Source organism: Pseudoalteromonas rubra, assembly GCF_005886805.2.
Classification (GTDB): Bacteria; Pseudomonadota; Gammaproteobacteria; order Enterobacterales; family Alteromonadaceae; genus Pseudoalteromonas; species Pseudoalteromonas rubra_D.
The window spans coordinates 4,008,598-4,028,964 of record NZ_CP045429.1 but is presented as its reverse complement, the minus strand read 5'-3'; the positions used below and the strand labels follow the sequence as shown (position 1 = coordinate 4,028,964).

At 46.3% G+C, this 20,367-nt stretch carries 17 protein-coding genes; 8 read left to right on the top strand and 9 right to left on the bottom strand.

Annotated elements, in window-relative coordinates; all coding sequences use genetic code 11:
• Nucleotides 1–792 precede the first annotated feature (792 nt).
• The 6 genes from CWC22_RS17285 to hpf all read left to right on the top strand — a co-directional run bounded on the left by CWC22_RS17285 (nt 793) and on the right by hpf (nt 10,122).
• The gene (locus CWC22_RS17285) at nt 793–2,733 is read left to right on the top strand and encodes a polysaccharide biosynthesis protein (protein ID WP_125559007.1); all 1,941 of its coding nucleotides are present in this window, start codon (nt 793–795) and stop codon (nt 2,731–2,733) included.
• A 52-nt stretch (nt 2,734–2,785) separates the two neighbouring features.
• The gene (locus tag CWC22_RS17280; RefSeq protein ID WP_125559009.1) at nt 2,786–3,952 is read left to right on the top strand and encodes a nucleotide sugar dehydrogenase; all 1,167 of its coding nucleotides are present in this window, start codon (nt 2,786–2,788) and stop codon (nt 3,950–3,952) included.
• A 12-nt stretch (nt 3,953–3,964) separates the two neighbouring features.
• Nucleotides 3,965–4,972, top strand: a complete 1,008-nt coding sequence (locus tag CWC22_RS17275) for an NAD-dependent epimerase (RefSeq protein WP_138539759.1) — start codon at nt 3,965–3,967, stop codon at nt 4,970–4,972.
• Nucleotides 4,973–5,297: 325 nt separating this feature from the next.
• Complete coding sequence (locus CWC22_RS17270) at nt 5,298–7,244, top strand: polysaccharide biosynthesis protein (protein WP_125559013.1); 1,947 nt, start codon at nt 5,298–5,300, stop codon at nt 7,242–7,244.
• Between the two features lie 196 nt (nt 7,245–7,440).
• Nucleotides 7,441–9,555 carry a YjbH domain-containing protein gene (locus CWC22_RS17265; protein ID WP_138539308.1) on the top strand — a complete coding sequence of 705 codons (2,115 nt, stop codon included), beginning with the start codon at nt 7,441–7,443 and terminating at the stop codon, nt 9,553–9,555.
• A 210-nt stretch (nt 9,556–9,765) separates the two neighbouring features.
• The gene (gene hpf / locus CWC22_RS17260) at nt 9,766–10,122 is read left to right on the top strand and encodes a ribosome hibernation-promoting factor, HPF/YfiA family (protein WP_010383567.1); all 357 of its coding nucleotides are present in this window, start codon (nt 9,766–9,768) and stop codon (nt 10,120–10,122) included.
• Nucleotides 10,123–10,168: 46 nt separating this feature from the next.
• On the opposite strand, the gene trmL is transcribed toward hpf, so the two are convergent.
• The gene (gene trmL, locus CWC22_RS17255) at nt 10,169–10,633 is read right to left on the bottom strand and encodes a tRNA (uridine(34)/cytosine(34)/5-carboxymethylaminomethyluridine(34)-2'-O)-methyltransferase TrmL (RefSeq protein ID WP_049864429.1); all 465 of its coding nucleotides are present in this window, start codon (nt 10,631–10,633) and stop codon (nt 10,169–10,171) included.
• A 265-nt stretch (nt 10,634–10,898) separates the two neighbouring features.
• Here trmL and CWC22_RS17250 point away from each other — a divergent pair, with 265 nt between their 5' ends.
• Nucleotides 10,899–11,723, top strand: a complete 825-nt coding sequence (locus CWC22_RS17250; protein WP_040644593.1) for a cation diffusion facilitator family transporter — start codon at nt 10,899–10,901, stop codon at nt 11,721–11,723.
• On the opposite strand, the gene CWC22_RS17245 is transcribed toward CWC22_RS17250, so the two are convergent.
• The 3 genes from CWC22_RS17245 to CWC22_RS17235 are packed head-to-tail and all read right to left on the bottom strand — an operon-like array spanning nt 11,716 to nt 14,753.
• Nucleotides 11,716–12,696 carry an alpha/beta fold hydrolase gene (locus CWC22_RS17245; protein ID WP_138539309.1) on the bottom strand — a complete coding sequence of 327 codons (981 nt, stop codon included), beginning with the start codon at nt 12,694–12,696 and terminating at the stop codon, nt 11,716–11,718. The two genes, CWC22_RS17250 and CWC22_RS17245, sit on opposite strands and share 8 nt — an antisense overlap.
• Nucleotides 12,686–14,065: an ATP-binding protein gene (locus tag CWC22_RS17240; protein ID WP_138539310.1), complete on the bottom strand. Its 1,380-nt coding sequence runs from the start codon at nt 14,063–14,065 to the stop codon at nt 12,686–12,688. The genes CWC22_RS17245 and CWC22_RS17240 overlap by 11 nt, the downstream gene beginning before the upstream one ends.
• A gap of 1 nt (nt 14,066) precedes the next feature.
• Nucleotides 14,067–14,753, bottom strand: coding sequence for a response regulator transcription factor (locus CWC22_RS17235; protein ID WP_138539334.1), 687 nt, complete (start codon nt 14,751–14,753; stop codon nt 14,067–14,069).
• A 208-nt stretch (nt 14,754–14,961) separates the two neighbouring features.
• On the opposite strand from CWC22_RS17235, the gene CWC22_RS17230 reads away from it, so the two are divergent.
• Nucleotides 14,962–15,471: a Spy/CpxP family protein refolding chaperone gene (locus tag CWC22_RS17230; protein ID WP_138539311.1), complete on the top strand. Its 510-nt coding sequence runs from the start codon at nt 14,962–14,964 to the stop codon at nt 15,469–15,471.
• Between the two features lie 46 nt (nt 15,472–15,517).
• On the opposite strand, the gene yacG is transcribed toward CWC22_RS17230, so the two are convergent.
• The 5 genes from yacG to CWC22_RS17205 form a co-directional block, all read right to left on the bottom strand.
• On the bottom strand, nt 15,518–15,760 hold the full coding sequence (gene yacG, locus CWC22_RS17225) for a DNA gyrase inhibitor YacG (protein WP_010383557.1): 243 nt from the start codon (nt 15,758–15,760) through the stop codon (nt 15,518–15,520).
• A gap of 71 nt (nt 15,761–15,831) precedes the next feature.
• Nucleotides 15,832–17,508 carry a type IV-A pilus assembly ATPase PilB gene (gene pilB, locus CWC22_RS17220; RefSeq protein WP_125559025.1) on the bottom strand — a complete coding sequence of 559 codons (1,677 nt, stop codon included), beginning with the start codon at nt 17,506–17,508 and terminating at the stop codon, nt 15,832–15,834.
• A 108-nt stretch (nt 17,509–17,616) separates the two neighbouring features.
• Entirely contained in the window at nt 17,617–18,228 is a 612-nt protein-coding gene (gene coaE, locus CWC22_RS17215) for a dephospho-CoA kinase (RefSeq protein ID WP_138539312.1), read from the bottom strand.
• Between the two features lie 4 nt (nt 18,229–18,232).
• On the bottom strand, nt 18,233–19,108 hold the full coding sequence (locus CWC22_RS17210) for a prepilin peptidase (RefSeq protein WP_125559029.1): 876 nt from the start codon (nt 19,106–19,108) through the stop codon (nt 18,233–18,235).
• Between the two features lie 22 nt (nt 19,109–19,130).
• Entirely contained in the window at nt 19,131–20,363 is a 1,233-nt protein-coding gene (locus tag CWC22_RS17205; RefSeq protein WP_125559031.1) for a type II secretion system F family protein, read from the bottom strand.
• Nucleotides 20,364–20,367 lie beyond the last annotated feature (4 nt).

Below are 20,367 nucleotides of genomic sequence, written 5' to 3'. Positions count from 1 at the left end.
GGTATCATACATAATGATGAAGGCGTTCGTAGCATAGCATTTATTACCACTTAGGTAGAGGGCTATTGGCATAATCTTGCTATGTAGCTTAACGCGTAAGCGTTATCATCTGTAGATGATTGCGTCCAAACAGACTGGGATGTCGAAATAAATTGTGGCGAACAGGGAGCAAGTGCCATGCTAAATGATCATAAGCTGATAACCTGTCTTAAATCTGTCAAAAAACTGCTTCAGAATTGTTGTTGGTTCCAATGTGCTGTATTGCTAATGGCGAACACGATTCCTGGAAACATTACAGACTTAAAACCAAGTACTTGATTTAGGTATTTAGGGCAACTTGTACATCAACCAAATTGGTGTACTTATAGGTAAGTAGTTTTTCGTGATGGGATGGTTTTTGGACAGAAAATCGCAATAATTCGGCGCTTTTGATAAACCAAATTTTTGACCTGCTGGGTGCGACTATAAGGTCAACGTAAAATTGTCAGTTTGCGTAACTAGATAGGTAGTGCCAGAAGGTACTTAGCCAGAGTGGTTTTTGGCTTATTTATGATAATGTTGACTATAATAGCTGGCAGGAAAGTGTGTAGCAATTCGAAGATACTTTCCATAGCAAAGCCGGCAAAAGATGTAGTACAACGGTTATATGGGGTTGTGAAAGCAATTTTGTTAAAGTATTTGCACGACCATTATGAACAAATCTAAAATGACAGATGTTAGATAATTGTGTATACCTGTTGTTTGTATCTCAATCACTGTTGTGATTGAACTTCGTTAGCTCAAGGATTTACAGTGGATAGTTGGTTCCGTTCTCTTCTTAATGCATCTCGCTCAAAAAAGCGTGCGCTCACACTTCTATTAGACTCCGTTTTTATTTTCAGTGCATTTTGGCTGGCTCTTGTGGTCAGGCTTGATAGTTTTTCGCCTTTTTTTGCAATGGAAAACTGGTTGTTGCTGAGTTTGTTACTGCCCGTGAGTTTGTTCGCGTTTATTAATGTTGGCTTGTATCGTGCTGTGCTTCGTTATGTCGGCGCACATGCTGTCGGCGCGGTGATAGTTGGGACTGTGATAAGTACCGTGGCGCTGGTGATGGCATCATTCTTCACCCATGTGACCATTCCCCGCACCATGCCATTGATCTATGCCTGGTTATTAATTCTGTCTGTGGGCGGTTCACGCATTGCGGTGCGTGCGATGGTGAGCCGTTTGGCGACCGTCAATAAAACACCGGTTGTGGTTTATGGCGCAGGCTCGGCTGGGCGGCAGTTAGCTCCAGCAATTGCGGCGGGTGAAGAGTATTATGTCAGTGCATTTATAGATGATGACCCGTCTAAACATGGTGCCATCTTACAAGGGATCCCGGTGATTGCTTTTGAGGGGATTTTCAGTTTAATCGAACGTAACAGGGTCAAAAAAATCTTACTGGCTATGCCTAGCGAATCTCGTTCACGGCGCAAAGAGATCCTGGCGCAACTGGAAAACTTGCCTGTGGAGGTGATGACCATTCCGGGTATGGTCGACATTGTAGAAGGCCGGGCAACATTAGAAGAAATAAAAGATGTTGAAATAGAAGATTTACTGGGTCGCGATCCGGTATCGCCTAAACAGGATTTGCTGGACGCAAATATTAAAGGCAAGTCTGTGATGGTGACAGGCGCCGGTGGGTCAATTGGCTCTGAGCTATGCCGCCAAATCATAAAACAATCGCCGGCCAAGTTGGTATTATTTGAGTTAACCGAGTTTGCTTTATATTCGATAGAAAAAGAACTGAGCGAAGCGATAAAATCAAAAGGGTTAGAGATAGAGTTGATCCCAATAATGGGGTCGGTGCAGCACATAAACAGGTTAGAGACCTGTATGATTTCCTTTGGTGTGCAAACGGTATATCACGCAGCGGCTTATAAGCATGTTCCATTGGTGGAACACAATGTTGTTGAAGGGGTGCGTAACAATGTATTTGGTACCTATTATTCTGCACGTGCAGCCATAAATGCCAACGTAGAAACCTTTGTACTGGTGAGCACAGACAAAGCGGTCAGGCCCACGAATGTGATGGGGACGACGAAGCGAATGGCTGAGCTATGCTTACAAGGGCTTGCACAAGATAAAGAGCGAGGAAAACATAGAACACGCTTTTGTATGGTGCGTTTTGGCAACGTACTGGGCTCATCCGGGTCAGTTGTCCCGTTGTTTCGCAGACAGATAAAAGAAGGTGGGCCAATCACACTGACGCACCCGGATATCACACGCTTCTTCATGACCATACCAGAGGCAGCGCAACTCGTTATTCAGGCAGGCGCTATGGGTAAGGGGGGCGATGTGTTTGTGCTTGATATGGGGGAGTCGGTTAAGATCAAAGATTTGGCAACGAAGATGGTGCATTTGTCGGGTCTGGAAGTTAAAAGCGACGCGAATCCGCATGGAGATATTCAGATAATGTGTACAGGGCTGCGTCCGGGAGAAAAGCTGTACGAAGAGTTACTGATTGGTGAAAATGTAGAAGAGACGTCCCATGAGCGGATAATGACAGCAAAAGAAGTGATGCTGCCATTAGAAGAGTTAAAAGTATTTTTGGATGCATTGGATATTGCTTGTCACAACTTTGAGCATGAGCAAATTCGTCAGTTACTGCTGGATGCACCTACGGGATTCAACCCAACAGATGGAATTTGTGATTTGGTATGGAATGCCAAAATAGAAGCGAGCGAGAGCAAGGTTATCAGTTTTAAATAGTTAGCTCACTCTTAGCTTAGTTTATTAACGTTTTGAATGTAATGGATTTTTGATGAAGATTACTGTCTTTGGAATAGGTTATGTTGGCTTGTCAAACGCGCTATTGCTGGCCCAGCATAACGAGGTTGTTGCCGTTGATATAGATAAAGGCAAAGTTGACCTTTTATTGGATAAGCAATCACCCATTGTTGATACAGAGATTACTCATTTTTTGAAGAATGAAGATATCAACTTTACTGCGACTACGAACAAAGAGTTGGCTCTGCAAGATAGTGATTTCGTTATCATAGCGACACCTACAGATTATGATCCAGAGACAAACTTTTTTAATACAAGTAGCGTTGAGTCCGTTATCGCAGATGTTCTGGCAATTAACCCTAGCGCAACGATGGTTATCAAATCAACCGTACCGGTTGGCTACACAGCCTCAGTGAATGAAAAGTTTGGTGTCGATAATATTATTTTCTCTCCTGAATTTTTGAGAGAAGGAAAAGCGCTTTACGATAATTTGCACCCATCCCGGATTATCGTTGGTGAGCAGAGCGAAAGAGCTAAGGTTTTTGCGCAATTGCTGCAGCAAGGGGCGAAAAAACAGGATACACAAGTGTTGTTTACTGACGCAACTGAAGCTGAAGCGATCAAGTTGTTTTCAAACACTTACCTGGCTATGCGCGTGGCTTACTTTAATGAGCTGGATAGTTATGCTGAAAGCCATGGTCTGGATGCTAAACAGATCATTGAAGGGGTTGGTTTAGACCCGAGAATTGGGTCTCATTACAACAACCCATCTTTTGGTTATGGTGGTTATTGCTTGCCAAAAGACACAAAACAGTTATTAGCAAATTATAAAGATGTGCCAAATAACATGATCCGTGCGATTGTTGACGCAAATACGACGCGCAAAGATTTTATTGCGGATTCGATTATAAAGCGTGAACCAAAGGTCGTGGGTATTTATAGATTGGTGATGAAATCAGGTTCCGACAACTTTAGGGCTTCTGCAATTCAAGGTGTTATGAAGCGCATTAAGGCCAAGGGGATCGAGGTGATCATTTATGAACCAACCTTAAAAGAAAGTTCGTTTTTTAACTCTAAAGTTGTAAGTTCACTCGAAGAGTTAAAAGCGTCTTCTGATGTAATCATCTCTAACAGAATGACGAATGAGTTGTTAGATGTCGAAAGTAAAGTTTATACCCGTGATTTATTTGGCAATGATTAGGAAGGATTAATAGTGAAATACTTAGTAACAGGTGCAGCTGGCTTCATTGGTGCCGCTGTATGTGAAAAGCTGTTGGAGCAAGCACACCAGGTTGTTGGTATCGATAACTTGAACGATTACTATGACGTGAGCTTAAAGCATGCTCGTTTGGCAAATATTGAGCATAACGAAAACTTTAGATTTATAGAAACGGACATTGCCAACAGAGAGCAACTTGCAGCATTATTCGATGATGAATCTTTCGATATCGTTATTCATTTAGCTGCACAAGCGGGAGTCAGGTATTCGATTGAAAACCCGCATGCATATGCTGATAGTAACCTCGTTGGTCATTTGAATATTCTTGAAGGTTGCAGAAATAACGCAGTGAAGCATTTAGTGTATGCGTCATCAAGTTCTGTATATGGATTGAATGAAAAGACGCCATTTGAAACCAGCGACTCTGTTGATCACCCTGTTTCTCTTTATGCTGCTACTAAAAAGTCAAATGAGTTGATGGCCCACAGCTACTCACACCTTTATGATTTGCCGACAACAGGATTACGCTTTTTCACCGTTTACGGACCGTGGGGCAGGCCTGATATGGCGCCGTATATTTTCACTAACAAAATATTGAAAGGTGAAACTATCGACGTAAATAATAACGGTGATATGTGGCGCGACTTTACTTATATTGATGATATCGTAGAAGGCGTTGTTAGAATCGCTGATGTAATACCCACTCGTCAACCAACTTGGAAAGTCGAATCTGGCACGCCAGCATCAAGTTCGGCACCTTATAGTGTGTATAACATAGGCCATGGTAGCCCAATTAATCTAATGGAGTTCATTGGAGCAATTGAGACCGAATTAGGTATTGAGGCTGCTAAGAATTTTAGAGAAATGCAACCAGGCGATGTTTATAAAACGTTTGCCGATACTGATGATCTGTTTGAAGCAACAGGTTATAAGCCTCAGGTTGGTGTTGAGGAAGGCGTAAAACGCTTAATAAAATGGTACAAAGACTTCTATAAGGTATAGATTTATCAGTAAGTCTTTTATCTTGCCCAGACAGGGGCCTGGCATTTATCCGCTTTTCTGCCGGATGTTCTCAGGCTTCAGTTTGGGTTTGGTACGCTGGAAATAAATCAGTGGCATTCGTTCTTAATATCCTTCCCTGCCAAGCAATCCGCACTTTTTAATTAATATGCTCATAGTTTTGCAAGGTTTCTTGGTGTGTTCATCCTGTCTTTCTCGTGCGTAGGCTGAATTCAGTTCGACAGTTATCAGATATCTGTGTATATTTATTAGCTATAACTGTATAGTTACTTTGTGTAATTGAACTTCTTTGGCTCAAGGATTTACAGTGGATAGTTGGTTCAGTTCTCTTCTTAATGCATCTCGCTCAAAAAAGCGTGCGCTCACACTTCTAATAGACTCCGTTTTTATTTTCAGTGCATTTTGGCTGGCTCTTGTGGTCAGGCTTGATAGTTTTTCTCCTTTCTTTGTTATTGAGAACTGGTTGTTGCTTAGTTTGTTACTGCCCGTGAGTTTGCTGGCGTTTATCAAAGTCGGCTTGTATCGCGCTGTGCTTCGTTATGTAGGCGCACATGCTGTCGGCGCGGTGATAGTTGGGACTGTGATAAGTACCGTGGCGCTGGTGATGGCATCATTCTTCACCTATGTGACCATTCCCCGCACCATGCCATTGATCTATGCCTGGTTATTAATTCTGTCTGTGGGCGGTTCACGCATTGCGGTGCGTGCGATGGTGAGCCGTTTGGCGACCGTCAATAAAACACCGGTTGTGGTTTATGGCGCAGGCTCGGCTGGGCGGCAGTTAGCTCCAGCAATTGCGGCGGGTGAAGAGTATTATGTCAGTGCATTTATAGATGATGACCCGTCTAAACATGGTGCCATCTTACAAGGGATCCCGGTGATTGCTTTTGAGGGGATTTTCAGTTTAATCGAACGTAACAGGGTCAAAAAAATCTTACTGGCTATGCCTAGCGAATCTCGTTCACGGCGCAAAGAGATCCTGGCGCAACTGGAAAACTTGCCTGTGGAGGTGATGACCATTCCGGGTATGGTCGACATTGTAGAAGGCCGGGCAACATTAGAAGAAATAAAAGATGTTGAAATAGAAGATTTACTGGGTCGCGATCCGGTATCGCCTAAACAGGATTTGCTGGACGCAAATATTAAAGGCAAGTCTGTGATGGTGACAGGCGCCGGTGGGTCAATTGGCTCTGAGCTATGCCGCCAAATCATAAAACAATCGCCGGCCAAGTTGGTATTATTTGAGTTAACCGAGTTTGCTTTATATTCGATAGAAAAAGAACTGAGCGAAGCGATAAAATCAAAAGGGTTAGAGATAGAGTTGATCCCAATAATGGGGTCGGTGCAGCACATAAACAGGTTAGAGACCTGTATGATTTCCTTTGGTGTGCAAACGGTATATCACGCAGCGGCTTATAAGCATGTTCCATTGGTGGAACACAATGTTGTTGAAGGGGTGCGTAACAATGTATTTGGTACCTATTATTCTGCACGTGCAGCCATAAATGCCAACGTAGAAACCTTTGTACTGGTGAGCACAGACAAAGCGGTCAGGCCCACGAATGTGATGGGGACGACGAAGCGAATGGCTGAGCTATGCTTACAAGGGCTTGCACAAGATAAAGAGCGAGGAAAACATAGAACACGCTTTTGTATGGTGCGTTTTGGCAACGTACTGGGCTCATCCGGGTCAGTTGTCCCGTTGTTTCGCAGACAGATAAAAGAAGGTGGGCCAATCACACTGACGCACCCGGATATCACACGCTTCTTCATGACCATACCAGAGGCAGCGCAACTCGTTATTCAGGCAGGCGCTATGGGTAAGGGGGGCGATGTGTTTGTGCTTGATATGGGGGAGTCGGTTAAGATCAAAGATTTGGCAACGAAGATGGTGCATTTGTCGGGTCTGGAAGTTAAAAGCGACGCGAATCCGCATGGAGATATTCAGATAATGTGTACAGGGCTGCGTCCGGGAGAAAAGCTGTACGAAGAGTTACTGATTGGTGAAAATGTAGAAGAGACGTCCCATGAGCGGATAATGACAGCAAAAGAAGTGATGCTGCCATTAGAAGAGTTAAAAGTATTTTTGGATGCATTGGATATTGCTTGTCACAACTTTGAGCATGAGCAAATTCGTCAGTTACTGCTGGATGCACCTACGGGATTCAACCCAACAGATGGAATTTGTGATTTGGTATGGAATGCCAGGTTATCAATGGAGATGGAGGTTGTTAAAATGAGAGCGAACTTGTAGTTGCCATACCTTTCCTGCGTATTTAGCGGGGCTTTTGATTGTATGAAAGCACCCCACAGCTTCAATTCAGGTCGTGAAGTTATCGTGAGAACATGATGTTATGACTCCATTTCTCTCGCTACAGTCATTGCCTTGATGTTATAGTGTTCTAAAGCACTCCAAAACAAAATTATAATTGTTAATCGGACAGAGGACTATGTCTAAATTATCTCCTATTTTGGCAAGCAGCTTGCTGACTCTCTCATTACCAGGTGTCGCTGATGAGGCACCAGAAAAATACCAAAATTTTGCTGGTTTTACAGGCATAGTTAATATCCCGACGGCGGAAGTGAAAGATCCTGGTGTGGTTGATATTGGTTACAACACCCAACTTGATTTTGCCGGATCAAAATACACAGATGGCTACAATTATATTTTTTCTGCTGGATTGTGGTCTGGATTGGAAATCAGTGGACAAATTGCCACCAGCACAATGCATGATAATTTGTTTAGGGCGAAGGTATTAGGCGACAATCAGATACGCGATTTATCTTTTAACGCCAAATATCAGCTCCCATTGATCCCACAAGAGTGGTTCTCTGTGGCTATCGGTGGCAGAGATATCGGTGGGGCAGCCAATAAATATGAATCTTATTTTGCTGTCGCTTCAAAAGATTGGTATAGCTTTCGGTTTTCAGGCGGTATTGCTAAAAGTAAAAACGATTTTGGCATGATGGACGGTGTGTTTGCGGGGGTTGAGTGGCAACCATTAAGCTGGTTTGCTTTGCAACTTGAACATGATGCTGACGCCGTGAATGCCGCAGCACGGGTGACCATCCCTAAAGCATGGTTATATGACTTAGGGACTGTGACTCTGACCAGTCGTTTTTACAGCAATACAGACCACAGTGATAAAGACACATATTTTGGTGTCAATTTCTCTATGCCATTATCGGATCAGCAGCAGAGTAATTATCCAGAGATTAAAGCCGCGCCCGACAATGCTGACACATTGGAAAAACTGAAAGGTACCAATGAAAAGCTGACAGCACCGGTGTCGGCGCGGGAAGACAGCCCGCGACCAGCTGCTCAACAAGATGTGGCGAACTTGAACACCACTGACCTGAATTCCGCTATTCGTGCTTTGAAAAAGTCCTTGGTGCAAGATGGCTTTGAGAATGTTCAGGTCGGCATGAATCGTGAGCCAAGTGTGATTGTTGGGTTCGAAAATGCCGTTTTCAATCGAAATGATATTGATGCATTAGGTCTGGTACTTGGCAGAATAGCCCAGTATATCGATCAGGATAATGCGCGTTTTGTTGTGCAGTTAAGCAAGCATGATATTCCATTACTGGCACTGTCAGGCAAAGTACAGGACTATAAGCGTTTTATTACCGATGGTGTTTCGCCTGCATTGACTATTCGTCAAGGAGCAATGGAAGCGCAAAAAGGGGTTGCCTGGATTGGAGATGGAAAAGCCAATAGCCCATACTTTAAGCCTCGCTTAACTCTGAGTCCTGCGCTCAGTTCAACTTATGCCACAGATTTGGGGGTGTACGACTTTTCTCTGGCATTACGAGGAGATCTTGAGATACCTGTGTGGCGTGGTGCAGGCATCAATATAACAGCACAAACGGTGGTTGCCGATACTGAAGACTTTGAACCAGGCGATACGTTTGAATCTCGTCGTGAGCAAAACGGTTTAGAGCGTGCTGTTTTCTATCAAACATTTGACTTACCCTTCGGTTTTTACAATCAAACCCAGGTTGGCTTTTTCCGTGAATACTATGATTACACGGGGATTATTAACGAAACAGCTTGGGTAAGCCCGTCTGGACGCCATAAGCTTTACAATAATTACGGCTTCTTTGACTATGAGGATTTTGATGGCGATCGTGATTATCATGTTATGGGCTATCAATATCACTGGGTAGAGCAGGATATGACCTTCCACTTGTCTGGGGGAGAGTTCTGGCAAGAGGACAAAGGGTTCAAGGCAGAGACTAAGTTCTGGTTTGGTGACAGCTATGTGTCAATTTTTGCCTATGATACAGATGTTCAAGTAGCGGGTATCTCTTTCAGTATTCCACTGACACCGAGAAAAGACATGGCAGTGTCGGAATACGGTCAGATCAAAGGTAATCAGGCATGGCGTCATAGTGTCGGTACACGTATTGGTGAGGATACCAATGCGCTGGTGTACAAAAAGGGATATGTCCCAGAAACGTCTATCACGCTGGACCGTACCTACTTTAACCAGGGGCGCTTGTCTGGTAGTTATGTGTACGCAAATCTTGGCAGATTGCGTGAGGCATACCTTACTTATAAATAAACCAGCCCAAATGAAGTCAGGCTGTCTAATGACAGCCTGATCGAGTATCAAGCAAGCGAGCCTCTTTGCGTACTTTTCCGTCACCACACCACTAACCGTGATCTATCACAAATAAATTCAGTTTGATGACAAAAATCTTAAATTTCTGCTTGAGAATTGTGTCTTTCGCTCCAATACTTAGATATAGGTAAACAACAAAAGGGAGCGCTTATGAAAATTAATCTTTCAGGCCACCATGTAGATATGACAGAAGCCGTTAAGCAACACGTTGATGAAAAGTTTGCCAAAGTAGCTAATCACTTCCCGTCGCTGTTGTCGATAGACGTCATAGTCAGTAAGGAACACAAGAAATTTTACACTGAGATCAACACCAATTATTCAGGAGCCAGGATATCTGTAAAAGGAGAGGATGACGTCATGTATCCGGCTATCGCACAGGCAGCTAAAAAGTTGGATGCTGCGTTAAAACACAGAAAAGGTCAGCTCAAGGCCAACAAACATGAAAAACCTGTGAGTACGACCCCGCCAATCGCACATGAAATTATTCAGGAAATGAACCTGAATTAGAGATAAAAAAGAAGCCACTCACGAGTGGCTTCATTCGTAATGGTGTTCAAACAGCCCCGTCAAAGCCCATCTGACGCCACGATTCATACACAAACACAGAAACCGCATTGGATAAATTCATGCTCCTGCTGTCGGGCCGCATCGGGATGCGCAGGCGTTGCTCTGGTGGTAAAGAGAAAATAAGGTCTTCTGGTAGGCCTCTTGTTTCCGGACCAAACAGCAGACAATCACCGCTCTGGTAGTCTGGCTCATGGTGATAACGTGTACCCTTAGTTGTGCAGGCAAACACGCGATTTGGTTTACGGGCTTCCAGATAGGCTTCCAGTGATGGGTAGCGCTTCACTTCACTGAATTCGTGATAATCCAGGCCGGCGCGTCTGACGCGTTTGTCGTCCCAGTCGAAGCCCAAAGGCTCAATTAAATGCAAAGAAAATCCGGTGTTTGCACACAGGCGAATGATGTTACCTGTATTGGGGGGGATTTCAGGCTGATACAGTACGATGTCTAACATGGATAACCTCAAAATAATATTGCTTGCAGTATAGCGCATCCAGCATCAAGGCTAAAAGTGGTGCTGAACTCTTGTAAGTAGTAGAGAGGTGGGCAGTGTGTCCATATTATTATACCAGCGTCACTAATTTTTCATTTTCATGACTTACACTATAAGATAAGCCTAACCCGGAAGTTTAATCAGGTTGTAGAGGTAATAGGTGGCCCATAATTATAACTTTTTAGTCCGATTTTCCAGTATTTTTACGCTGGTGATGGCTGCGCTGATGATAGCGGCCAAGACCTGGGCCTGGCTGGCATCAGGCAGTGCGGCCATGCTGGGGTCGCTGACGGACTCATTACTTGATGTCAGTGCATCTATGATGAGCTTTTTGGTGTTGAGCTATGCGCTGCGCCCTGCTGATGATGACCATCGCTTTGGTCATGGTAAAGCGGAAGCTCTGGCGGGTCTCGGGCAATCTGCATTTATTGCGGGATCTGCCTGCTTATTGACCTTTCATGGTATTGAGCGCTTGTTTAACCCGGTAACCATTCAGCATAGCTTGCTTGGCGTCTGGGTAAGTCTGTTTGCTGTCGCCTGTACATTCGCCGTGGTTGTCGTGCAGCATCAGGTGGTTAAGCGCACTCAGTCGATCGCAATCAAAGCTGATTCGTTGCACTATAAAGGAGATATTTTACTCAATCTCGCCGTGCTGACTGCATTGTTACTAAGCCATTGGCAGGTCCAGCATGCCGATGCATTGTTTGCGATAGGGGTGGCGGCTTATCTGCTTTATAACTGCTGGGAAATTGCCCGGGAGAGCGCGGACCACCTGATGGACAAAGAACTCCCTGATGAAGAAAAAACCGAAATTATTTTGTTGGCTTCCAGCCATGAAGACGTTTATGGAGTGCATGATCTCAGGACCCGCCAAAGTGGTAAAGTGAAATTTGTACAGTTGCACCTGGAGCTGGACGATCATATTCCATTGGCGCGGGCGCACCAGATCAGTGATGAAGTGGTGGCACATATTAAAGCGGCTTTTGAGGCCGAAATGGATATACTGATCCATCAGGATCCTGTGTCGTTAGCGGTATCACCAACTAATTAGTTGCACTGAGTGACGGCGTTTTAGGCTTATCATACGCAATGAGCTGAACGGCAAAGGTATAAAATTGCTCTAGTACAGCCCGCCTTATGGTGTCGACTTCGCATAGTAGTTCATGCTTGCCGGGGTAATGAGACAACTGGCAGGCATCATTATTGGCGGCAAACATGGAATGTGCAGCAGGGCAGACAATACTGTCCTGTTGTGCACTGGCAATACTCAGTGGCAGATCAATGCGCAGCTGTGCCAGGTTTGTGGTAAATGTTAGTGCCTGTTGCAACCAGCGAAAGCTGACCCCTCCCAACTGTAATGCAGAGTGCTGTTGATATAGCTGCCTGAACACAGTATAGCGTTGTTCACATTGTGTGAGCGCGTTGTCAGCAAAGGCTTTTGGCTGGTAATTTGTCTGGCCAATGGCATAGCGTTTACCCAGCCCGAGGTTGCAGGCCAGTGAGGCAATTCCACGGGCAAACCAGGCAGGATAAGGCGCAGTATTGATTGCAAACATGGGGGCACTGAGAAATGCGCCCGCAACCGGGCTGCTAAACCGGGATAAGTAATCGCATGCAATGGCCCCACCCATAGAATGGGCCAGGATGACGCTCTTGCCCTGCCACTTAGGCAAGACTACCTCGTTGAAAAACGCATCCAGACAATCGCCATACTGCGTAAACCGCGGTATATAACCAATGTGTTCATTGTCCAGAAACCGCCCCGACAGACCCTGCCCCGGGTGGTCAAAGGTAAACACGGCAATCTGGTTATTGGCAAGCTCCCACAACAACTCCTGATATTTGTGCGCTGATTCAATCCGGCCGTTAACCAGGATGACCGCAAACTGTGCTTGAACGGGTATATGACAGGCATAAAAGAGTGGCCCGAGTGGGCTCTCAAAAGTGCCCTGGTCGCAGCGTTTCCAGTGTGCCTCTATACGAGGTAGATTATTAATTAAGTGCTTACTTTCGCTATAAAACATGCTGGTCTATTGGCAACTCTACGGTGACCCGCAGGCCATTGTGATTGCTAAACTGAATACGGCCATGATGCACTTTTATGGCATGTTGCGCAATTGCCAGCCCTAGCCCAAATCCGCCTGGCTCTGCTGTGCCTTCTGGTGTCCTGGCCTGTGACGCCCTGAAAAAGGGGATGCAGAGCTTCTCTAGCATCGCCTCACTTACGCCGGGACCATCATCACAGATGGTGACGGTTAATGTGTCGTCCTGTCGTTGTGCTGTCAGGCTAACTTGTTTGTCTGCGTATTTGATGGCATTTCGCAGTATATTTTCAAACGCGCGGCCAAGTAGCATGGCATCAACTGTTAAGGTCAGCTCAGGCAGGGGGACCCAGTCAAGCTGTTTGCCGAGTTGCTGACTTTCAAATTTGCCATCGTCAAGGATTGGGTCAAGTAATTCTATAAGTGAAGTGGGGTATGGGTTTAGTGTTAGCTGCTGAGATTCCAAGCGGGACAATTGAAGTATATCACTCAGCATTTGCTCAAGCAGATGGGCTTCTTTCTCGACTCTTTGCAGATAGGGCGACAGCGTCTCTGGCGCTTTATCGCTGGCAATGCCGTTTGCCATTTGCAGACGGGTTAAGGGCGATCTCAATTCATGTGAGATATCGGCCAGCAGACGCTTTTGTTGTGTGACATGCGCTTGCAGGCGACTGGCCATCAGGTCAAAATCTTTACCCAGCTGCCCCAGTTCGTCCTGGCGTGATGCACTGATGTTGGCTCGTGTATCCAGTTTGCCTTGTGCGAGTGCTGCTGCAGCCTGCTGCAGCTGTCGTACCGGCTTTAACAGGCCACGTGTAAACCACAGGCTAAAGCCAAAGCTGGCCAGGATCAGAGTCAGCAGCTTTACCCAGGTTGGCATTAAGCGGATCTTTGTCAAAATGCGTGGGTCGCGATGGTCCATTAGTTGAAAAAGCTGATACTTTTCACCGTGTAGTTGAATATCTACGGGACCAAAAGCTCGGTACTGCTCGGTGTCGATAATTTGTGGTGGAGCGTTGGCTGTAAAATTCAGTAGCGCCAGATCCCACTCCTTGAGCTCTGAGTGGCTCATAACACTGCGTTGGTCGTCGCTGTGCCGTAGGTAGACTTTTGGTCGGTGGCTGCGGTGTCGAGCGGGTAATAAGGTGTACAGGGGGTGGTCAGGGCGGCTTTCAGCACGGCGCTCAATATTACGTTGCAGGTGCTGCAGATTTTTCAACATTGCGGGGCTGATCTGGCGTGTTTCCAGTATGTCAGGTTGTAACAGGCTGACACTCATCAGTAGCAACAAAGTGGCGGCGATTGTGCCCCAAAACCATAAGAAAACTTGTATTAGTAAGTACTTCCTCATCTCATGCCTTCAGAAATATATAGCCAGAGCCACGTAATGTCTTGATATAAGTATGTGAGCTGTATAAAGCGATTTTTTTTCGGACATTGCTGACATGCATATCCACTGATCTGTCATAGGGGGCCAAAGGACGGCCAAGCACCGTTTGTGACAGTGTTTGCTTGGTGACAGTCTGGCCTGCCGATTTGACCAGCTGGTGCAACATTTCGTATTCCGTGCCTGTTAGAGGCAATTGCGTGCCTTTGATGCTGGCGGTACGCGACGACAGATCCAGCATCAGGTCATGGTATTCGAAACAGGGTTCAGTTGCATTGTGAAGCAGGTGAGCGACACGACGGGTAATGGCTTTGATCCGTGCCAGTAACTCCCTGTGATTAAAGGGCTTAGGGATGTAATCATCGGCACCGAGTTCAAGCCCAAAAATACGGTCAAAATCATCGCCTTTGGCCGTTAGCATTATCACCGGGGTCATTTTCTTGGCACGCAATGCTTTGAGCACTTCAAAGCCATCCAGGTCTGGCAACATCACATCCAGCAGGATGACATCAAACTCTCTGGTTAAGGCCATGTCCAGCCCGCCAGGGCCTGTATGTGCGGTAATAACATCACACCCTTCACTGTGCAGATAGTCTTCCAGCAGCTCACACAGACCTCGATCGTCGTCGATTATCAGTACATTGGCACTCATATGGTTACTCATTCACTGTTCCTGTGTTTATTTTACCTTACTATAGAAGTAAGGCGGCTGACTTTACACTTCTTTACGCTCAGGAAGTTAAGCAAAAAACAGTGAGTGTGTAGCACTGAAACAGCTCTTGACAAAACTTTACACAGCCTTGACGTTGCTTTGCTCTGGCGTTGCTAAAGTTGAACTCAGCTTAACAGGAGATGCAATTATGAATACACACACTATGAGCAAAGTTCGCAGCACATTGAAAGCCTTGGTACTCGCCTCAGTGGTGGCGGGTAGCAATGCAGCACTGGCAGATACGGGCGAGAACGAGACACAGTCTCGGGCAACGAGTATGAAACCGATGAAAAGCATGGGACATATGTTGCTATCTAAGCGTGCCGTGAAGCACCTGGCGCTGACTCAAAGTCAGCAAGATGAATTGAAAAGCCTTTTTGACGCACAGCGAGAGCAGGTTAAGAGCCTTCGCGGTGATAAAGTCAAAGGTGAACATCGTGACGCATTTAAATCACTGATTGAGGCGGAGCAGTTTGATAAAGCGCAGGCGGAAGTGTTACTGGAGCAATTTCAGCCTCAAAAGCGTGAAATGATGCTGATAAGGTTAGAAACACAACACAAGGTGTATCATATTTTGACTGAAGAGCAGCGCGCCAAACTTAAGCAGCTGCGTCATAAGCGAATGGCTAAAAAGCATCATCAACATCAGTCTTCGTAACGAGTATGGCTGTGGGGTATAGCCCGGATGACTACCGGGCTAATATCTACTCTTTAAAGAAACTGTCGTCGTTTTTGGCCAGCATGGCCTCTAAATCTTCCACCATATCCCGGGCCGCTTCAGGCGACAGATCCGCACTGTTGAGCGGGGTTGAAATTTTATTATTTTCTTCAGACCACTCACCTAAATCAATCAGCTGACAGCGTTTTGAACAAAATGGACGATGCGGGCTTTGCGCCGACCAGACCACAGCAGCCTGGCAGGTAGGGCACTTTACAGATACAGGCATACACACCTCTGCATTACTAATTTTCTCTATTGTACTGTGCTATGTGCTGGCAGTCACTGACACCGGGGGAATTAGTAGTTCGTTACCCGGTTGACCTCTGCCAGTGAGGTGATCCCGTCCGCGGCTTTTTTCAATCCGGATTGACGCAGATTTGCAAAGCCTTTACTTGTAGCAAGTTCAGCAATCTCCAGGGAGTTACCGCCTTCCATGATGGCATGCGAGATTTCCGGAGTGATCTTCATTACCTCGTAAATACCTACCCGGCCTTTATAGCCATCGGTACAGTGATCACATCCTTTGGGCGCATAGAGGGTCATATTCTCAATTTGATCTGCGCTAAAGCCCTGACGTTGTAATTCCTCTGTGGGCAATTGTTCTGGCTCTTTGCACTTGGGGCACAATCGACGAGCAAGGCGCTGGGCAATGATCAGGCTGACAGAGCTGGCCACATTATAGGCCGGTACGCCCATGTTAAGTAAGCGGGTCAGGGTTTCTGCGGCTGAATTGGTGTGCAAGGTACTCATAACCAGGTGACCGGTTTGTGCTGCCTTGATGGCAATCTCTGCAGTTTCCAGATCCCGGATCTCACCAACCATGACCACATCGGGATCCTGGCGCAGGAATGCCCGCAGTGCATTGGCAAAGGTCATGTCCGCTTTGGTATTGATTTGAACCTGGTTGATACCTTCCAGGTTAATCTCGACTGGATCTTCCGCAGTGCTGATGTTGCGCTCTGGTTTATTGAGTATATTCAGGCCGGTGTAAAGCGAGACTGTTTTACCTGAGCCAGTCGGTCCGGTGACCAGGATCATCCCCTGAGGCTGATCGAGTGCATTTAGGTACATACTTTTCTGATCTGCTTCATAACCCAGTGCTTCAATGCCCAGTTTGGCGGCTGATGAATCGAGGATCCGCATTACGATTTTTTCGCCCCACATGGTGGGCAGAGTACTAACACGGAAATCGATGCTTTTGCGCTCTGATATTTTCAGTTTGATGCGGCCATCTTGGGGTTTTCGCTTTTCGGCGATATCCAGATGAGACATGACTTTGATGCGCGCCGACAAACGGCTGGAAAGTGCATGCGGTGGGCTCGCCATTTCATGTAATAAGCCGTCGATCCGAAAGCGCACCCGATATTTCTTTTCATAGGGTTCGAAATGGAGATCCGAGGCGCCTTTTTTAATTGCATCCATGAGGATCTTGTTGATGTACACGATGATAGGCGCATCGTCTTTTTCTTCGTCGGTGTTCTGTTGTTTGGGCTCGTCTTCGACATCCAGGCTGGCAAATTCTTTAAACTCGTCTTCACTGAGGCTGAGAGAGCTATTATCGTCAAAAAGTTGGTCAATCTTCTGATCGAGTAGCTTATAGTCTACAACCACCACTTCACACTGCAGGCCGGTGCTGAACTCAAAGTTCTCGAATGCGCCGTAATCTGTGGGATCTGAAGTCGCAATAAAGAGCTTACGATCTTTTTTGACCAGAGGCAGCAAGTGGTGCTGACGGATCAACTTTTCTTTGACCAGCTCCTTGGGAACCTGGGTAATGTCAAAGCCGTTCAGATCGAAATAAGGTACTCTGAATAAGTCCAGACATTGCTCGGCCATCTCCTGGCTGCTCATGCCACTACACAGGCAGATGAGCTCAGCCGTTGAATGGGCGTCTGCTTGTTTGGCTTTGACCTGCTCGGCAGTCAGTTTGCCAAGGGTAATAAACTTTCTCAGTAACGGCGAGTGATGTTCCATAATGCTCTTAAGACTTCAACGAGTTACACTAAATGTAGCAAAAAATGCTTGGATACGGGTAGCGATTTGGTCGTAAACCCTGCTTTGTGTGAGCCTGTATCGTAAAGATCAGGCACGTTTTTTTTCTGCCAGCAGCAAAAACGCCTGATGTAAGGCGACAAGTTCAGTTTGCATCGCTTCTAGGGGCTGATTGTTATCGAGAATAAAGTCAGCTTTTGCACGTTTGCCGGCTCTGCTCATTTGCGCTTCAATAATGCGTTCAACCTGCTGCTGGTGGGCGTTGTCTCGTGTGCAAGTCCGTGTGAGTTGCACTTCAACAGGTACATCGACAAGCAGGGTTTTATCACAGTATTGTTCTAGCCCGTTTTCAAACAGCAAAGGAGCAGATAGAATGACATAGTCGCTGTCAGCATGGGCCAGCTGGGTAAGTAATTGCGTGCGGATCAGCGGGTGCAGTAAGGCGTTCAGCCAGTTTTTTTCGTTTTCATCCGCAAAGATGATGCTGCGCAGCTTTGAGCGATCTAACGTGCCTTGAGCCGTCAGGATCTGCGCCCCAAAATGAGCCTCAATGGCATTTAACCCCTCGCTGCCTGGTTCCACCACTTCTCGGGACACAACATCGGCATCCACAACATCAATCCCTAATTTGTTTAGGTAGTCAGACACCGTTGTTTTTCCGGCACCGATACCGCCAGTTAAGCCCAAGATCCAGTTGGCCATAACGCTATACTCCTAATAACGACAGATACCAGCGGCTGAGTTGCTCACCGTACAATAGCGTTAGCCAGCCGGCAATCGCGAGGTAAGGACCAAAGGGGATAGGGCTGGCTTTATCTTTGCCTTGCACAGCGAGTTGTGTTGCGCCGATCACTGCCCCAACAACACTTGAGAGCAGCACGATGAGTAGCAGTGACTGCCAGCCCATCAGCGCACCAAATACGGCTAATAGTTTAAAATCACCAAATCCCATGCCTTCTTTGCCGGTCAATAGCTTGAATCCCCAGTAAATGCTCCATAAACTCAGATAACCAACGGCCGCACCAATAATGGCTTCAGATGGCGGAATGGTGATGCCTGCCACGGCCGCCAACAGAGCAAACCAAAGTAAGGGGAGGGTTAATTGGTCGGGCAGCAGCATATGATCAATATCAATGAAGATCAGTGCAATTAGTACCCAGGTTACCAGTATGTATACCAGCGCTTGGGGCGTGGCTGAGAAATGCCATGCCAACCATAGTGAAGCCACGCCTGTAAATAACTCGACCAACGGATAGCGCTTGGGAATTGGCGTATCACAGTATGCGCATTTGCCACCGAGCAGTAACCAACTGAGCAAGGGAATATTATGATGTAGTTTGATCTTAGTATTGCACTTAGGGCAGGTAGACCCGGGTGCCATCAAATTAAAAGTGGCAGGTTCAGCTTGCTGTGGCGCCTGCTCCAGAATTATTCGGCATTCGCTCTGCCAGTTGCGTTGCATCATAATGGGTAAGCGATAAATGACAACGTTTAAAAAGCTGCCGATACACACACTGGTCAGTGCGACAGTCAGCAACCAAAACCAGGTTTGCTGCTCCATAAGGTGCCAAACTTCTTGCATAAATAGGGTCTTTTTTATTGTGTTAAATGACGGTGCCGAGCTGGAATATAGGTAAATACATGGCAATAATCAAGCCACCAACCAGCACACCCAGGATCACCATGATCATAGGCTCAAGCAATGAAGATAGTCCATCGACTGCATCATCCACTTCCTGCTCATAAATACTGGCGACTTTGGCCAGCATACTGTCCAGTGCACCTGATTCTTCCCCTATGGAGACCATTTGCACTACCATATCGGGAAAAATTCTGGCGTTGCGCATCGCCCAGTTCATTTGGTTACCTGAGCTGACTTCACCCTTAATATCCAAAATCGCATTTTTATAGATGATATTGCCGGAAGCGCCAGCGGCTGAATCCAGCGCATTGACCAAAGGAACACCTGCTGCAAAGGTAGTCGATAACGTTCTAGCATAGCGGGCAACGGCGGCTTTTTTCAGGATTTCGCCAATCGCCGGGATCCGCAGTACCATTCGATCGTTAAAGTGGCGAACGGCAGGACTACGTTGCAGTGCTTCTTTGTAGGCATAGCCTGCGCCACCCAGGCCAATAAGAAACAGCCACCAGTATTCCTGCATAAACTCAGAAATGCCCAGTACCATCAGTGTAAAGCCTGGTAATTCAGCGCCAAATCCGGTGAAAATCTCTTCAAATTGCGGGACCACAAAAATCAATAATATGGAGGTCACGATCAGGGCGACAGAAAGTACAGCTATTGGGTAAAACATTGCTTTTTTGATCTTAGACTTGAGTGCTTCTGCTTTTTCTTTATACAGCGCTACTCTGTCAAAGATGCGGTCCAACGCACCCGACTGCTCGCCAGATTCAACCAGGTCGCAATATAATTCGTCAAAATATCTCGGGTGGCTACGCAGGGACTTGGCCAGCGGTTGGCCTGCTTTGACTTCGTCGGCAATGTGCGTGATAAGCTTGCTGAGGCTTTTATTTTTGGCACCTGAGGCAATCATATCCAACGCCTGTACCAGAGCCACACCAGCAGTCAGCATAGTGGCAATTTGCCGGGTCACAACGGCGATGTCTTTTGGGGTAATTTTTTGTGTGCTACTGAACCCGAATAGGGGTTTAGGCTTGCGCTTTACTTTAGATGGCGTGATCCCTTGCTTGCGCAGTTGCGCTTTGACCAGGGCCACACTGGTGCCAGTTAGTTCGCCTTGTAAACGTTTACCACGGGCGCTAACGCCGACCCAGATAAAAGTATCGACTTTGGCAGAGTTTTTGTCGGGTTGGTTCATAAGG

Coding starts and splice junctions, on each gene's coding strand:
- CWC22_RS17280 (WP_125559009.1), top strand. CDS start 2,786: ATGAAGATTACTGTCTTTGGAATAGGTTATGTTGGCTTGTCAAACGCG.
- CWC22_RS17265 (WP_138539308.1), top strand. CDS start 7,441: ATGTCTAAATTATCTCCTATTTTGGCAAGCAGCTTGCTGACTCTCTCA.
- hpf (WP_010383567.1), top strand. CDS start 9,766: ATGAAAATTAATCTTTCAGGCCACCATGTAGATATGACAGAAGCCGTT.
- CWC22_RS17250 (WP_040644593.1), top strand. CDS start 10,899: ATGATAGCGGCCAAGACCTGGGCCTGGCTGGCATCAGGCAGTGCGGCC.
- CWC22_RS17210 (WP_125559029.1), bottom strand. CDS start 19,108: ATGCAAGAAGTTTGGCACCTTATGGAGCAGCAAACCTGGTTTTGGTTG.
- yacG (WP_010383557.1), bottom strand. CDS start 15,760: ATGCCTGTATCTGTAAAGTGCCCTACCTGCCAGGCTGCTGTGGTCTGG.
- pilB (WP_125559025.1), bottom strand. CDS start 17,508: ATGGAACATCACTCGCCGTTACTGAGAAAGTTTATTACCCTTGGCAAA.
- CWC22_RS17245 (WP_138539309.1), bottom strand. CDS start 12,696: ATGTTTTATAGCGAAAGTAAGCACTTAATTAATAATCTACCTCGTATA.
- CWC22_RS17240 (WP_138539310.1), bottom strand. CDS start 14,065: ATGAGGAAGTACTTACTAATACAAGTTTTCTTATGGTTTTGGGGCACA.
- CWC22_RS17235 (WP_138539334.1), bottom strand. CDS start 14,753: ATGAGTGCCAATGTACTGATAATCGACGACGATCGAGGTCTGTGTGAG.
- CWC22_RS17230 (WP_138539311.1), top strand. CDS start 14,962: ATGAATACACACACTATGAGCAAAGTTCGCAGCACATTGAAAGCCTTG.
- trmL (WP_049864429.1), bottom strand. CDS start 10,633: ATGTTAGACATCGTACTGTATCAGCCTGAAATCCCCCCCAATACAGGT.
- CWC22_RS17205 (WP_125559031.1), bottom strand. CDS start 20,363: ATGAACCAACCCGACAAAAACTCTGCCAAAGTCGATACTTTTATCTGG.
- coaE (WP_138539312.1), bottom strand. CDS start 18,228: ATGGCCAACTGGATCTTGGGCTTAACTGGCGGTATCGGTGCCGGAAAA.